Below are 17,080 nucleotides of genomic sequence, written 5' to 3'. Positions count from 1 at the left end.
CCGTTTCTTCCAATTCATTTCATTTGAGCTGCTATTGGGTTTGGTGACCGTGCCTCCGGCTGCTTCCAGGGCTTGTCCTTTGGGACTTTTTCATAGGGATGGAAAAAATTAAAGGATCAGCATCCTTTTTATTAAATAATGGGGACTTTTTTGAGCATTTGTTCTACCTTTTCGCACTCAAAACTTGTAACCATGACCGACTTTAGAAACTACAAAGTTCCTTATGAACCTGCGGCTGAATATTCAAAATCAGTGGCGTATTTCTCGATGGAATTTGCCATCCATCAACCTCTCAAAATCTACAGTGGGGGCTTGGGCTTCCTTTCCGGTTCCCATCTGCGAAGTGCCTATGAACTCAAGCAAAACTTAATTGGCATCGGGATTCTTTGGAAGTATGGCTACTATGATCAAGGCCGTAATCAGGACCAAACCCTGAAAGCCGAGTGGTATGAAAAAACGTATAGCTTTTTGGTGGATACCGGAATCAAGTTTACCGTACCTGTGCACAATCAGCCCGTGTGGGTAAAAGCATGGTATCTTCCTCCAACGACTTTCAATAGTGCGCCACTCTTCCTTTTGAGTACGGATCTTCCTGAAAATGACTATCTCAGCCAGACCATCACGCACCGCTTGTATGATGCGGATACCGCTGCCAAAATCGCCCAGATGATGATCCTAGGAATAGGAGGTGCCAAACTGATTGATGAGTTGAACTTTAATCCAGAGGTCTATCATCTCAATGAAGCCCATGGATTGAGCAGTGTTTTCTACCTGATGAAGAAATTTGGGAGCAAGGAAGAAGTACAGAAGCGACTCGTGTTCACTACCCATACTCCTGAAGAAGCAGGGAATGAGAAGCATGACTTCACACTTTGTGATAAAATGAGCTACTTCTATGGACATTCCATAGATGAGGTACAATCGCTGACCGGCATAGGAGGCGATCAATTCAACCACAGTTTGGCTGCTTTGCGGTTTGCAAGAAAAGCCAATGGCGTGAGCAAGCTTCATGGAGAGGTGAGCCGGATCATGTGGGGACACTATCACAACATCCCCAAAATCCAATCAATCACCAATGCGCAAAACTGGAATTATTGGGCGGACAAGCAGCTTTTCCAATTTGCGGAAGCAGCAGACCCACTCGGATTTGACGATCGCAAGCGCTATCTGAAAAAGCGGGCTTTTGAGATTGTGGCAGATCAAACCGGAAAACTATTTGATCCAGACGTATTGACAATTGTTTGGGCAAGGAGGTTTGCGGCCTACAAAAGACCAGATCTGATTGCTCGGGACATGAGAAGATTCGATGCCTTGATGCGGAATGCAGATCGGCCGATCCAGATCATTTGGGCTGGAAAACCCTATCCAATGGACTACGGTGCAGTAGGTGTATTCAATCACCTGGTTCATTTGAGTAAAAACTACAAAAATGTCGCCGTATGCGTAGATTATGAACTGACGCTCAGCAAACGACTGAAGCAAGCCTCAGACATCTGGTTGAACAATCCGCGAGTACCCCGCGAGGCTTCCGGTACTAGCGGAATGTCTGCGTCTATGAATGGTTCAGTCAACTTCAGCACTTATGATGGATGGATTTGTGAGTTTGCCAAACATGGTGAGAATTGTTTCATCATCCCACAAGTGGACTACAAAAATCTCGGCATCCAAGATCAGGATCAGGAGGATTTGGACCACATGTATGATATCCTTGAAAACCAGATCATCCCAACGTACTATGACAACAAGTCAAAATGGAGAGCGATGGTCCAAGAAGGCATGCGCGACGTACGTTTTGATTTTGAAAGTAACCGGATGGCAAAAGAATATTACGAGTTGATGTACCTATAAATCAGACAAAATTTTGAATTTTCCGAAAGCCCGGCCAGTCTGGGCTTTTTTTATTTTTACCCGGAATAGGCATTCCATATCGAAATAAGGCTTGAAGCAGCAAGAAAATCAGAATATTGAAGTAAAAGGAAGCGTACCGATATGATGAAGTCAAAGACAGAATGCAAAGCCTGCTTATTAAGAAATTCCGTCGGGAATGGGATTGGCAATGTATAAAATGGGTTTAATGCAGCTTTTCATTTCGGAAACCGGAATTCTTTTTATGAACTTTACCAGTCTCAATCCAGAAATATAAGCCTCCAAGTTTCAGTTTGATTTTATCATGAGGGGTGCAGGTTTGGCAGGCTGTGTCTCTGCCATTCGACTTTCGGATAATGCCCACTCAGTTTTGTTTTAAAAGCTGGTGTCCTATGAAAAATTTGAAATCAGGATTGCCACTGGAAGTGGAGAACTTCCCCGGTATGAAGTGGATTGGGTCCACTGGACAATAAACACAACATTGGAAATGAGCTCTTGCTCCCCTGCTTTTAGGCCTTAAAAAGAGCATAATATTTTTGATATAAATGTAATTTACCTAGTATATCTGATGAATCACCAGTCAATAAATACACCTGATTTAAATGAGGAGAAACAGTTTGAATATTTAAAATTTATACAGGGGTTAGATTATTAACCGGTTTTTAAAAATTTTATGCCATTTATATAAAATTACCCTAAATTTTCTCCCTATATCTTAAAAAATGTGAAATCTCTAAAACCTCCTCTTATATTTAGACCTTATTAAAGAATTGGTCGAGTGGTCAGTTCTTGTTTAATCAATTAATTCCACATATTTATGAGAAAAGGTTTACTAAGTTTTGTCTTAGTGCTCTTCACGATCTCAATGGCATGGTCGCAAACGCGAATCGTAACCGGAAAGGTAACATCAGAGGAGGAGCCACAAGGATTGCCAGGGGTCAACGTTGTTTTGAAAGGAACAACTACTGGTGTGATTACAGATTTAGATGGAGAATACTCCATCGCAGTACAAGGATCCAATGCCACCCTTGTGTTCAGCTTTATAGGTTATACTCCCTCCCAAGTGGCTTTGGGTAACCGTTCTATTGTTAATGTTAATTTGAATCCTGATACACAAAATCTGGAAGAAGTGATCATTACTGCCTATGGAACTGCAGATAAAGGCAATTTCACTGGTTCTGCCGTAGCTTTGAAGCCCGATCAAATTGCAAATAGACCTATCAATAACGTGATAAATGCGATTGAGGGTCAGGTAGCTGGGGTTATTACCACATCAGCCAGCGGTCAGCCAGGTTCCACACCTGCTGTCAGAATTCGGGGCGTGGGTTCAGTTAACTCATCATCAGCGCCACTATATGTAGTAGATGGAGTTCCTTTTGACGGTGACTTGTCAAACTTAAACCCTGAAGATATTGCCGACATGACAGTATTGAAAGATGCATCTTCTTCGGCACTTTATGGTTCAAGGGCTGCAAATGGTGTGATTATGATCACCACCAAAAAAGGTACTAAAGGTAAATCAAACTTCAGCTTCAAAGGTCAGCAAGGGACTTCTTCAAGAGCATTGCCGGAATATAGCAGAGTAAATGGGGATCAATACTATCCACTTCAGTGGGAAGCTTTGAGGAACTCCCAAATAGGTCAGGGTATCGAACCCGGAGCAGCATCTCAGTTTGCCTCCAATGAATTGATTAACGTATTGGGTTATAATATTTATAATGTACCAAATAATCAAATTGTAGGTGCAGATGGAAGATTGAATCCAAACGCAGTAAATAATTTTGAAGGCCTGAATTGGTGGGACGAAATCGAGCGCACCGGTATCAGAAGTGAATACAACATGACTTATTCAGGTGCTTCTGATAGAACGGATTTCTATACTTCCATCAATTACTTGAAAGAAGATGGATACATTCAGAAATCTGATTTTGAGCGATTTACAGGTCGTATCAATATCAATACACAAGCTACAGATTGGCTGAAAACGGGAGTCAACTTATCAGCCACCATGAGTGATGGCAATAACGCACGTGCGGATGGTGGCTCCTCTTTTGTGAATCCATTCTTTACCGCTCGCTCAGTGGGGCCCATCTATCCTGTGTATGCCCAAAATATGCAGACTGGAGGGTTTATCCTTGATGCTGATGGAAACAGAATTTTCGATACGGGTGACTTGACTCAATTTGGATTACCAAATAGAGGTTCAGGTTCATTCCCAGGAAGACATGTAGTGCAGGAGACCTTATTGAATGATGATTTGTTTGACAGAGATGCTGTTTCTTCAAGATTCTATGTTGAAGCTACTTTCTTGAAAAATTTCAATTTCAGAGTGAACGCTTCCAACGATTTCACGCAATTGCTAAGCATTGGTTATGACAATACGATCGTTGGTGATGGTGCACCTGCTGGTAGGTCAAGGAGATCAAACCAGAGGACAAATTCATATACAGTCAATCAACTCTTGACTTACACCAACACTTTCAATGACAAACACTTTGTGGAAGCATTGGCAGGTCACGAGAATTATGACTACACGTATTCAGTACAGGCAATATCTAAGCAAGATCAGATATTAGCGGGTAATACCGAATTAGACAATTTTGTTACGATCAGTAGTGCAACCGGTAGAGTGGATAGAGACCGTATCGAATCTTACTTCTCTCGGGTAAATTATGTGTATGATGATAAATATTCATTCTCAGCTTCTTTGAGAAGTGATGGTTCTTCCAGATTCGCTCCTGAATCAAGATGGGGGACTTTCTTCTCAGTAGGTGGCGCATGGAATATTGACAAAGAAGAATTCTTCAGTTCTGATTTTTTTCAAATGTTGAAATTGAGAGCTTCTTATGGTGAAGTTGGGAATAACAGAATTTTGTCTGGTAACAATCAAGATTATTATCCCTATCAAGCATTATATAATTTAGGCAACAATAACGCAGGAGAACCAGGTATTCTACAAGCATCCCTATCTGCGAGACAGCTAGAGTGGGAAACGAATGCTACCTATGATTTGGGTATTGACTTTGCCTTTGGCAGAAGATTTACTGGTACTTTGGAATTCTTCAGCAGAGAATCACGCAATTTGTTATTCTCGGTACCTTTGTCCTTGACTACAGGTTTGACAAGTGTGAACCAAAACATTGGTACTATGGCTAATCAGGGATTTGAATTCAATATTCAAGGTGAAGTAATGAGAAAAGGCGATTTCAGTTGGAATGCGAACTTCAACGCTTCATCTTACAAAAATGAGTTCAAAGAACTTCCTTTCGAAGAGCAAATCACGGGTACCAAAAAACTTGTTGTTGGGAAAGGTATCTATGACTTCTGGTTGAGAGATTGGTATGGAGTAGATCCAGAAACTGGTGAAGGGCTATATAGAGCAGATGCTTTTGATGCAGATGATGCAAATATCAAAATAATTGGTGCGGATACCCTGACAACAAGATTCCAAAATGCGAGATTCCACTTCAATGGAAACTCAATTCCTAAGCTATTTGGTGGAATTGGAAATACATTCAGATACAAAGCATTCTCTTTAAATGTCTTATTAAGTTATTCTATTGGAGGTAAAATCTACGATGGTGCTTATGCAAGTTTGATGAGTGCTGACCCTAATGGAAGAGCATCCCACGTTGATTTATTGAATAGATGGCAACAGCCGGGTCAATTAACGGATGTTCCAAAAATGGATGTAACTGGAGCTGCTCAAACAGATGTTGCTTCTGACAGATGGTTGGTATCTTCCTCTTACCTCAATTTGCGCTCGGTGAATTTATCCTACAATGTGCCAAAGCCTTTGTTGACTAAATTAAAAATGAAATCAGCAACAGTTTACCTAGCTGGTGAAAACCTCGGTTGGTGGTCTGCTAGAAGTGGAATGTATGTTTCTGGTTCATTTGCCGGCACTACTGGGAACGTTTATACCCCCGCCAGAACATTTACCTTAGGCGTAAATCTGAACCTTTAATTGATAAAGATCATGAAGAAAATTTTAAGTAAAATATTCCTATTGGCCGCATTCCTGAATTTTGGATGCGCGGAAGATTATTTGGATACGCTACCTACTGATGCAGTATCCGAAGCGTTGGTATTTACAAATACCCAAAATGCAAGAACGGCCTTGAATGGTATTCATAGAGCCATGTATCTTCGTTGGGATAGCCAGGGCCAGCCAGGTGAGGGTGGTGTAATGATGGCGAGTGACGTTCTTGGGGATGATATGGTAATGACTACCCAAGGTAACGGTTGGTTTATATCCTATTCCAGATGGTTAAACCATGTGAACGAAAATAGTGGTGATGTCCGCTTCGTTTGGAGATTCTATTATGCGATCATCGGAAATGCAAATATGATTATTGCCAATATTGACGATGCAGAAGGCCCACAAACTGACAAAAATGAGATCAAAGGTCAAGCTTTGGCATACAGAGCTTGGGCGCACTGGCAGCTCGTTCAATTGTTCGCAAAGCGTTTTGAAGCTGGAGGCGCAAATACACAATTAGGTGTGCCAATTGTGCTGGAACCAATTATAGTAGGTGGAGCAAGAAATACCGTTGCTGAAGTTTATACACAAATCAATACCGATATTGATGCTGCGATAGCACTACTTGGAACCAACAGGGTAGCGAAATCTCACTTAAACATCAATGTGGCTTACGGGATTAAATCAAGGGTAGCAATGACCCAAGGCAATTATACCGTTGCTGCTCAGCAAGCAAAACTGGCTAGGGATGGATATCCTTTGATGTCTCAAGCGCAGTTGTTTGAAGGATTCAATAATGTGGGCAATCCGGAATGGATTTGGGGGAGCAAGCAGCAGGATGATCAGCAGACTTTCTTTGCTTCTTTCTTTGCATACCTTTCAGTAAACTTTAACTCTACCAATATCAGGGGGAATCCTAAAGCAATCAACAGCTTGCTTTATAACCAGATTTCTGATTCTGATGCAAGAAAAGGTTTATGGGATCCCAATGCATCCAAACCTGCATTGAGAGATCCATTTATTGATGAAGTCACGGCATCTAACTTCTCAAAAAGAGATTATATGAACAGAAAGTTTATTGCTCAAGGTGGCGCATCATCTGTAGGTGACGTTCCTTACATGAGAGCTGCTGAGATGTATTTGATTGAAGCAGAAGCGCTGGCAAGAGCAGGTCAAAATGGTCCTGCACAAGATGTTCTTTTTGATTTAGCGTCTGCTAGGGATAGTGAATATACCAAATCAACAAATGTTGATGAGGCGCTAATCAATGAAATCATGATACAAAGAAGAATTGAGCTTTGGGGCGAAGGATTCAGATTCTATGATTTGAAGCGTTTGAATTTACCTTTGGATAGAACTGGTGCAAACCATGTTTCTACTGTCATCAACGGTAAATTCGAGGAGCCAGCAAATACCAACAATTGGCAGTTCAAAATCCCAATTTCGGAATTGAATGCAAACGAAAAGATGGTTCAAAACCCTGATTAAGGTTTACACTTATATCTAAGTTACATTTTAAATAAAAAATCAGGCCAGTTCAAATTTATTTTGAGCTGGCTTTTTTTAATTTTTGTTCCCAATTGAAGACCGTAAAATCTTTGTTTGCACAGGATGGTGCAGTTTTGCTCCAAAAGATGAAATATTGGATGAACATGAGGTGCTACGGAGGAAGGAATAGTCACATGATATGAAAATTTTTAGGTTTACTATGCCGTTTTACCCTTTGAAATTGTGATTCGAAAAGGAAGAAAATTTATTTTAACCAGGATTCAGTTTTACCATTGGTTTTGAAGATGTCAGGGCTTTTACATAAATCCCGGAAGTCTTCTCATGGGAATGGATAGACATTTAAGGGTAGCGAACAATAAATGCGTGGTTGAAGGGTGGAGGCGTTGTGAAGGGTATGTCTTTCTACCTATTAAATTTGGGTAAAGTGGATGTCAAATCGAGTTAAGAAAAGTTAAGATATGGTTTGACGCCCTATTCCAACCCAAAGTGGAACTCACTCCCCATTCAAAAAGAATTTTTACCCGGAATAGGCAATCCATATCGTAATAAGGCTTGAATCGGCCAGAAAATCAGAATATTGAAGTAAAAGGAAGCGTACCGATATGGTGAAGTCAAAGACTGAATGCAAAGCCTGCTTATTAAGAAATTCCGTCGGGAATGGGATTGGCAATGTGTAAAATGGGTTTAACGGGGATTTACCAATAATTTTTACCCTAAAAATTGCTTTATATACTTAAATAAGTGAACTTAAATACCGTATTGGCAGGTCGTACACAAATGTTCAGCTACCTATAAGATAGCGCAAATAAAAGGGGTAAATAAGAAGCCTTTGAGCATCTCAAAAAATAGAAGTCGGATGCTGGGTTGAGTTCCTCAAATGCCTTAATCCTGGATTTTTGAGATCGATTCATGGAACATTGGACGCAACCGGACCAAAACACTGATTCAAAAAACAGCAGCATGAAATTCTTAATCGTTGACGATGAAAGGGATGTGGAAATGTTATTTCGGCAAAAACTCCGAAAGGAAATCCGCAGTGGGTCCATTGAGCTGGAATTCGCCTTTTCGGCAATGGAAGCATTGGAAATGCTGGACAGCAAAAAACCTCCGGAAGTCATGTACATTTTTTCGGATATCAATATGCCAGGAATGTCTGGGCTCGAACTTTTGGATATCGTCAAATCCCGGTATCCCCAAATCAAGGTGAGCATGATCTCGGCCTATGGCGACAGCGATAATTACAACCGGGCGATCAAATCCGGAGCCAAACAGTTTTTCACCAAACCCATCGATTTTGATAGCCTGAAATCAGAATTGAATGCAGTGATAAGTTCAAATCTAGACGCTTGATTCCCAATGAGAGATACAATGGACCGATTCCTACCTGAAAATTCCAAAGAGAAAGAGACCACTGTCGATCACCCAAGCCTATTTCGAAAATAGGCTTTTCATTTTGCAATGTTGGTTTTAAACAGTGTTAAATGGTACATGAAAAGGAAAAAGAATGGGGTCTAAATACCTTATGGATATACGTCGAATGCATTGATGGCCTTAAATGAATCTGATATTTAAATAGGAAAGGAAATGGAAAACAACTCTACGGAATTTGAATGGAATGGAATTGATTTGGAGTCCTTGCGGAAGGTGATGGACCAACCTGCAGACGATGCGGTACAGGCGGTTTTTGAATCCCATTCGATGAATCATTTGCGGGAAATGTTGATCCAAATGGCAGAAAATGACAGTGCCATTTCCAGTGCGTATCCCCAGCCCATGCAGGATCTTGTCAAGAGCGAGTTAACGCTTGCTTTTACCCCGCATGACATCAAGATGTTTGAACAGACGCATCATATCTGGAAAAAACACGGGATGAATTTCATCTTCATTCTATTTTTCAGGGCCTTGCCCTATACCTACATGGCCGAAAAACCCGCCAATGTTCTTAAGATGACAAAATTGCTCACGGAGCATCCAGAACGCCGGATTTTTGAAACCGCTCAATTCGTTTTTGACGTGATGGACAAGGATTGGTGGAAACCCCACAAGCGGGGGGTTTTGACCGCGCTGAAAATCAGGATCATGCATTCGGCCATGCGGCATGCCCTCCTGAATAGCAGAGATGGAGAGAAATGGAATCCTGTCTGGGGAAATCCGATCAGCCAGGAAGATCTCATTGCCACCAACCAGGTTTTTTCTCTTGAATTTTTTAAGGGAATGGCCATGATGGGGGAGGAGTTGACCCAGGAAGAACAGGAGGCCTGGTTCCACACCTGGAAAACCATCGGTAAAATAATGGGTGTTCAGGAGGATTTGATTACCGAAAATGTAGCGGATGCATGGGACTTGCAGCACAAAGTGTACTGCCATTTGTTCAAGGATGAAACCGTGGCAGGGATTCTCCTAACCGAAGCCTTGGTCAAGACCCTGCACCATTTCCATTTGCCTACGCCGCTGATCCTACTCATGATGAGAAAACTTTTGGCTGACGAACAATTCCCGGATTGTTTTGAAAGGATGTTAGGACCGACCTACCGTAGGGATTATCCGGAGATTTTCGCAAAACCCGAAACACATCAGGAAAGAGCGCAGCATGAGGAAGTTTTGAGGGGACATTTTCACAAGCACCTAGGGGCGTATTATTCTACCATCAAAGAAAAAAGGGAAGACATCCTAAAAGACAAACCCGATGCAAAACCAAAATTGGGATTTATCCAAAAACTCATCCTTTGGATCAAGGGATTGTTTGGAGGCTCACCCGACAAAAAACACCTGATCGATCACCACATTGATTTTTTGCACAATATTCTTCATCATAAGACCACAGGAAAACCAGTGGAAAAACTCGAAGAGGATATGATTTTGGAATCCATGAAAAAATTCGGGGGTATTATGGTGGGGATATTGTCGCTTCATTTTAGAAAAGGAAAGCAATCCGGGTTCAGGATTCCGGAAAACCTGAAGGAAATTTGGTCATTAACTTGAAAATAAGATAAATGGATAGGGAATACAGAAAATCAATTGTAAATTATTACGATGCTACCCAGTTGGATTACAGGATTTTATGGTTTGGGAAAAAAAACAGATCCGTCCATTTCGGTTATTATGACCAAGAAGTAAAAACCCACGATGAAGCCCTCTTAAACCTAAACAAAGTCTTGGCGCAGAAGGGTGAGGTGAAGGATGGAGACATCATTCTGGATGCAGGTTGCGGTCAAGGTGGAAGTTCGGTTTGGTTGGCCGAAAACTATGATGTCCAGGTTTCTGGGATCACGCTGGTACCCCATCAGGTAAAAAAGGCAAAGAAGAACGCCTTGAAAAACGGAGTCGCTCACCGGGTGACGTTTTCCGAACAAGACTATACCCTCACCGATTTTGAAGATGAATCGTTTTCCGTGATTTGGGCTTGCGAAAGCATGTGCCATGCAAGCGAAAAGGTGAATTTCTACAAAGAGGCGTTTCGCTTGTTGAAGCCCGGTGGTCGATTGGTTTGCGCGGATTATTTCAGGACCGAAAGACCATTGGCCCCTGAGGGAGAGAAACTGCTGCATGCATGGCTCAATGGCTGGTCGATCCACGACATCGACACCATTCAGGAACATCAAAGTCATGCCCAGGAATGTGGATTTGTGGAATTCAAGGCAGAAGACGTCACCCAATTCACCAAGCCCTCGCTCAGGCATTTGCATTCGATGTCGAGCAAGCTTTGGAAATTCGGGACATTCCTCAAAAAAATCGGCCTTCGCAACAACATCAACCATGGGAACCATTACAGCTCGATCAAACAGTACGAGGCCCTTGAAAACAACCTTTGGTTCTATGGAATTCTCTCTTTAAAGAAAAGTTAATCATGAATCCGTCAGCGCAAAACAGCCTCTACAAAGATTATTTGGTCATTAAATCACTTGTGAAAAATGAACTGAATGAGATTATTCTGGCCAATCGCATTGCTGACGACAGGAAGGTGATTATTAAAAAATCCGATTCATCTAAAACGGATTTTTTGAGGATTTCACAACTCGGGCACGAATACCATATCTTGAAAGGACTCAGCCATAAAGGCTTGCCTTTGGTTTTTGATTTTTTATATGATGGCAAATCCGCCGCTCTCGTCCAGGGGTATGTAGAGGGGATGGATCTCAGAAACGTGATTTTCAAGAATAAATTGACCTACAATGAAGTCTTGGATTTTGCCATCCAACTCGCGGACATCCTTCACTATTTGCACCTGCAAGGCGTCATCCACAAGGATATCAATCCTGGGAATGTCATGGTAAGCCGAGACGGAAGTCTAAAATTGCTCGATTTTGGGATTTCTTCCAATCTTCATTCGGAGAAAAAGGAGATCCTAAACATCGATAGGATAGAGGGAACCCTCAATTATATTTCGCCCGAACAAACGGGAAGGACAGCATATTCGGTGACCCATAGCTCGGATTTTTATTCCATGGGGATCCTGCTGTACGAATTGCTGGCGGGCAAAACGCCATTCGATTCGATCGATCCGCTTGAGGTCATTCATTTTCACCTGTCCAGAAAACCGCTTCCCTTGGCTTCGGCTTTACCGGATTTGCCCAAGGGTTTTGATCAGGTGGTGGCGAAATTATTGGAGAAGAATCCTGACGAACGCTACCAAAGTGCTGCCGGTCTCAAGGCCGATTTGCAAATCTTGAAAAAGCACTACAATTCCAAAGAACCCCTCATCGACTTCAAGGCGGGAGCTGCCGACATCTCCGAACAATACCAACAAAGCCAGAAATTGTATGGGAGGGAGAATGAAATCAAGGAATTGTTGGGCCACTACGACCGCTTGCAGCAGGTGAAATCGATGCTGGTCTTGGTGGCGGGGTATTCCGGTGTGGGGAAATCCGCGCTGATCCGGCACATCAAGTTTCCGATTATCCAAAACCGAGGGACATTTATCAGTGGGAAATTCGATCAGTTCAATAAGGAAATCCCATATTCAGCCTTTATCGAGGCGATCAGAGAATTTATCCAAAACCTCCTTGCAGAGCCTGAAGAGAAAATCCGGGAGTGGAAACAAAGGATATCTCAGGTGCTGGGGGAGAATGCCGCACTGATCATCGAGGTCATTCCCCAGCTAGCCAGGATCATCGACAAGCAGCCACCAGTTGTGAAGCTTCAGCCGGCGGAGCAGGAATCGAGGTTCAACATGGTGCTGCTGGATTTTATCTATATCTTCAGTACAGCCGAAAGTCCATTGGTCATTTTTCTCGACGATCTTCAGTGGGCCGATTTGCCATCCCTAAACTTGGTCAAAAGGATTATTGAAAATCCGCGCAGGGACAGCATTCTGATCATGGGTTCCTATCGAGACAATGAGGTCGAGCAGGGCCATCCGCTCCTCATTACCCTCAATCAAATTTCAGAAGTCAATGGTTTTGTGAAATCCATTTACCTACGACCTTTGAACCTGGAAACTACCATCCAGATTGCAGCAGATTCCTTTGGGATGAAAAAAGATCAGGCCGAGGAATTGGGACAGCAGGTATTCACCAAGACCAAGGGAAATCCTTTTTTTATCCACAGCTTTTTGAAATCCCTTTTTGACAAAAAATTGGTGAAAAAGGACCCTGAAAAAAACTGGGTTTGGGACCAAATGGAGATCAACAATCTTGGATATACGGACAATGTGATTGACCTGATGACTGAGGGTTTGGCCGAACTCCCCACTTTCACACGAGAGGTGTTGCAATATGCCGCCGTGTTGGGAAATACCTTCAATTTTTCGGATCTCTCCAATATGATCGGCAAGTCCGAAGTCAAGGTCTTTGCCGACTTGAAGCCAGCCATCAAGGGTGGTTTCATCAATTCTACGGACACGAATTACCGGGCACTCGCCTTGAAATCCCTGCAAGTCGAGAATGAAATCGAAAACAATCTTGAGTACAAAAACTTTCAATTCAAATTCACCCATGATAAAGTTCAGCAGGCCGCCTACAACCTGATTTCTGCCTCCGAGCGAATCTTCCTACATCTCAAAATCGGCCGCCTGCTCCTGCAAAGCCGCGACCGTACCCAATTGAATGATGATATTTTTGAGGTGATGAATCACTTTGTTTTGAGTGCGCACCTCATTGAATCCAGAGACGAAAAGCTGAAAATTGCGGAACTCTGTTGGGTTGCCGGGAAAAAAGCCAAAGATTCCACCTCCTACAACCTGGCGGTCAATTTTTTGAGCCTAGCCAAAAACCTGCTTGGCAGCGATGCATGGTCAGAAAACCATGCATTGACCTACAATGTGTGGATTGAATTGGGAGAATGTGAATACCTGAACAACAATCCGGATCAAGCGGAGGTATACTTCAGGGAGATTTTGAGAAAATCAAAGACCAACTTCGAAAAGCTAAAGGTCTATTACATCCACTCTTCCCTCTATCTCAAAATCGGGAATACTTCCGAATCCCTGCGCCTTGGCTTGGAAGCTGCGAAATTGTACAACATCCATTTTCCAAAAAACAAAAAAGCGATCCAAATCCAAGCCATGGTGACGATGGCGAAGTATCTCTTTCTGTTTTCCACCAAATACAAAAATCCTGAAAGCCTTTTTCACCTCAAGGAATGTACGGATGAAGAAATCATCGCACTCAACAAATTCCTGATCGACCTGGCTACCAGTGCCTATCAGCAGGATCAAAATTTGATGATGCTCGTGATTTTCAAGATTATCAAATATTACATCAAGATGGGCTTCACGGATGCCAGCGGTTGGGGGTTTTCGGGGTTTTCCGTGGTGGTCCTTTCTGCCCTGAAAATGCAAAAAAAAGGGTTCAATCTCTGGGACATCACCATAAAATTGCATCACCGGACCAAGTCTCCGCTTATCAAATGGCGCCTGAATTACACCGTTCTCTGTTTTCACAATCACTGGCGAAGACCGATTCGGGAAGGCCACAATTCCATCATGGAAACCATCAAGGCTTGCGTGCTGAATGGAGACCAGATATTCACCAGCTACACCATCGCCTTGTACACCAGGTCCATGGTGGCCGCAGGTGAAAACCTGAAGGAGATTTTGGACAAATCCGAAGACCATAAGAACCTCATCAAACATGTCAAAGGTGGTTTGGATTTTTTCGAATGCTTCTACCAGTTTGCCAAGGCGATGAATGGGCAGACTTACGCCGACAGTTGGGATGATGACTCCTTTTCCGGCGCTGAAACCTTGAATCGGCTGCAGAATGAGGGGAACAAAACCAAACTCTCCTTCTTTCACTCCGCCCATTGTACCTTACTGTATTGTCAGGGGAAATACCGGGAAGCCCTTGCCGAAAGCCAGGTGGTGGCTGAATATGCAGACAATTTTCTGGGGGATTTGCAGGAGTTTTCACATGCTTTTTATACGGCCCTTTCCATCGCTGCTTGTTACGAGGAGTTGGATGAGGTGGAGCAAAAACAGCAATTGAAGGTTTTCAAAAAATACCTGAAAGACATGAAGCACTGGGAAACCGGTTGTCCCGAAAATTTCGGTCAGCATGCCCAATTGCTCGAGGCAGAAGGGTATGCAATGGCCAATCAATTTGGGAAAGCGCAGCTATCCTACGAGCGATCTATACAAATGGCAGCCCAAAATAAGTTTACCCATGTGGAGGCCATTGCCAATGAAAGGGCGGCAATACTTGCTGCAAAAAACCAAATGGGCAAACAAAGCAGGAACTATATGGAGGAAGCCTGGGATGTCTATGCACGATGGGGCGCACACGCAAAATGCTTGCAATTGGAAGTCTCTTATCCTGAATTGTTGAAATCAAGATCACTTCCTGAGGAATTAGAAGGGAGGGCGATCGGTTTCCAGACGACTGGCAGTTCCAGTAAAACAGCATTGGACCTTGCCTCTGTCTTGAAAGCTTCACAAAGCATCGCCAGCCAGGTGAAATACGAAGATTTGCTCAAGAAACTGATGCACATCACCATTGAAAATGCCGGAGCGGAAAGAGGGTGTTTGTTGAGGATCAAAGATAATCGACTCTGTGTCGAAGCCATCGGGATCTCCGGATCGGAGCGGATCGATATTTTACCTTCGGTGCCCCTATCCGAATTGAAGACCCTTCCTGAATCCATCCTGAACTATTGCTGGCGAACGGAAGAAAATATTGTTGTGGACGATGCCTTGCGCGAGCCACGCTTTGGTTCAGATGTTTATATTCAGGAAAACAAGCTATCGTCGGTGATGTGTCTTCCGATTTTTGCCGTAGGCAAAATGATCGGGATGCTTTATTTTGAAAATACCCTGATCAAAGGCGTTTTCAACAAAAACAGGATCGAGATTTTAAAGATGCTGCTGGGCCAAATCGGCATTTCCATCGAAAATGCGATTCTTTACGGAAACCTGGAAGAGAAAGTCCTCGAACGGACCAAGGAGATCGAGAAAGCCTATGCAGACCTGAAATCCGCCCAATCCAAACTTATCCAATCCGAAAAAATGGCTTCCCTCGGAGAACTCACAGCAGGCATTGCCCATGAAATCCAAAATCCACTGAACTTTGTCAACAATTTCAGTGAGGTAAGCGCCGAGTTGGCGGAGGAAATGAATGAAGAGATAGACAAAGGCAAATGGGCGGAAGCCAAGGAAATTGCCATTGACCTGATCCAAAACCTGAAGAAAATCAACCATCATGGCAATCGTGCCGGAGCCATCGTCAAGGGAATGCTGGAACACAGCCGCACCCGAACCGGAGAAAAGGTGCTGACGGACATCAATGCCCTTGCGGATGAATACCTGCGATTGGCTTACCATGGTCTTCTGGCCAAGGACAAGTCGGTCCAGTTAAACTTTCAGACTGATTTTGATCCGAGTTTGCCAAAAATAAAAGTTGTGCCGCAGGATTTTGGAAGGCTGCTGTTGAACATCATCAACAATGCTTTTTACGCCTGCGGTCAAAAAAGCCCCACAGAGATTGCGGTTGGGGAAAGTTTGATTCTGCCTGCTACGGAGGCTTCCAAGCCGATGGTCACCGTGAGTACCAAGAACCTTGGAAATACCATCCGGATTGCAATTTCCGACAATGGACCCGGCATTCCCGAGGACATCAAGGACAAGATCTTCCAACCCTTTTTCACCACCAAACCCACCGGCCAAGGTACCGGTTTGGGATTGTCCCTGAGCTACGACATCGTGAAAGCCCAAGGAGGAGATTTGAAGGTCGAATCAACGTTTGGGAAGGGAAGTACATTTATCATTGATTTGCCGGTTAGGTAAGGATAATCTAATTGATTTAAGCTTTCCATAGCGAAGCGACCGATATTTGGGTTGTAGTAGAAACTACACCGTGCTAGGTGCAGTCTCCACTACTCCTTCTGGGGCTAGGCGTAGTTTCGACTACGCCTTTCTATCCTTCGAATTTGCAATTCGAGTAGCAAGAACGTTCAATTTAATCCGGTATTCATTTTTGCCTTAGCCATTGGAAATGGCTAATTGCGAGAAGCTTTCCATTGGTAAATCACCAATATTTGGGATTAGTCGAAACTACACCCAGTACGCTAGGTGTAGTTTCGACTACACCTTCCTATCCTTCGAATTTGCAATTCGAGTCGTAAGACCGTTCAATTGAATCCGTTATTCATTTTTGCCTTAGCCATTGGAAATGGCTAATTGCGTGAAGTTTTCCATGGTGAAGCCACCGATATTTGGGTGTAGTAAAAACTACACCCAGTGCGCTAGGCGTAGTTTCCACTACGCCTTTCTATCCTTCGAATTTGCAATTC

The 17,080-nt window shown here is 43.2% G+C and carries 7 protein-coding genes; all 7 read left to right on the top strand.

The window, feature by feature from the left end:
• Positions 1-192: 192 nt before the first annotated feature.
• The 7 genes from glgP (at position 193) to Q7J63_RS12785 (ending at position 16,574) form a co-directional block, all read left to right on the top strand.
• Positions 193-1,848, top strand: coding sequence for an alpha-glucan family phosphorylase (glgP, locus tag Q7J63_RS12815; RefSeq protein ID WP_304886651.1), 1,656 nt, complete (start codon positions 193-195; stop codon positions 1,846-1,848).
• Positions 1,849-2,683: 835 nt separating this feature from the next.
• Positions 2,684-5,833 (top strand): TonB-dependent receptor, encoded by a 3,150-nt coding sequence (locus Q7J63_RS12810; protein ID WP_304886649.1) that lies wholly within the window; start codon positions 2,684-2,686, stop codon positions 5,831-5,833.
• Between the two features lie 12 nt (positions 5,834-5,845).
• On the top strand, positions 5,846-7,336 hold the full coding sequence (locus Q7J63_RS12805; RefSeq protein ID WP_304886647.1) for a RagB/SusD family nutrient uptake outer membrane protein: 1,491 nt from the start codon (positions 5,846-5,848) through the stop codon (positions 7,334-7,336).
• A 981-nt stretch (positions 7,337-8,317) separates the two neighbouring features.
• Positions 8,318-8,707, top strand: a complete 390-nt coding sequence (locus Q7J63_RS12800; RefSeq protein ID WP_026333757.1) for a response regulator — start codon at positions 8,318-8,320, stop codon at positions 8,705-8,707.
• Between the two features lie 234 nt (positions 8,708-8,941).
• A complete protein-coding gene (locus Q7J63_RS12795) occupies positions 8,942-10,339 on the top strand; it encodes an oxygenase MpaB family protein (protein ID WP_304886645.1) in 1,398 nt (465 codons plus the stop codon).
• An 11-nt stretch (positions 10,340-10,350) separates the two neighbouring features.
• Positions 10,351-11,202: a cyclopropane-fatty-acyl-phospholipid synthase family protein gene (locus Q7J63_RS12790; protein ID WP_304886643.1), complete on the top strand. Its 852-nt coding sequence runs from the start codon at positions 10,351-10,353 to the stop codon at positions 11,200-11,202.
• 2 nt (positions 11,203-11,204) lie between these two features.
• Positions 11,205-16,574, top strand: a complete 5,370-nt coding sequence (locus Q7J63_RS12785; RefSeq protein WP_304886641.1) for an ATP-binding sensor histidine kinase — start codon at positions 11,205-11,207, stop codon at positions 16,572-16,574.
• The last annotated feature ends 506 nt before the right edge of the window (positions 16,575-17,080 follow it).

The sequence above is a fragment of the Rhodonellum sp. genome (assembly GCF_030656585.1).
GTDB lineage: Bacteria > Bacteroidota > Bacteroidia > Cytophagales > Cyclobacteriaceae > Rhodonellum > Rhodonellum psychrophilum.
The sequence above is the reverse complement of the archived record's forward strand: the minus strand, read 5'-3'. Positions and strand labels throughout refer to the sequence as shown.

What these genes read in the sequence shown, in the direction of transcription:
- glgP (WP_304886651.1), top strand. Translation starts at nt 193, where the DNA reads ATGACCGACTTTAGAAACTACAAAGTTCCTTATGAACCTGCGGCTGAA.
- Q7J63_RS12810 (WP_304886649.1), top strand. Translation starts at nt 2,684, where the DNA reads ATGAGAAAAGGTTTACTAAGTTTTGTCTTAGTGCTCTTCACGATCTCA.
- Q7J63_RS12805 (WP_304886647.1), top strand. Translation starts at nt 5,846, where the DNA reads ATGAAGAAAATTTTAAGTAAAATATTCCTATTGGCCGCATTCCTGAAT.
- Q7J63_RS12800 (WP_026333757.1), top strand. Translation starts at nt 8,318, where the DNA reads ATGAAATTCTTAATCGTTGACGATGAAAGGGATGTGGAAATGTTATTT.
- Q7J63_RS12795 (WP_304886645.1), top strand. Translation starts at nt 8,942, where the DNA reads ATGGAAAACAACTCTACGGAATTTGAATGGAATGGAATTGATTTGGAG.
- Q7J63_RS12790 (WP_304886643.1), top strand. Translation starts at nt 10,351, where the DNA reads ATGGATAGGGAATACAGAAAATCAATTGTAAATTATTACGATGCTACC.
- Q7J63_RS12785 (WP_304886641.1), top strand. Translation starts at nt 11,205, where the DNA reads ATGAATCCGTCAGCGCAAAACAGCCTCTACAAAGATTATTTGGTCATT.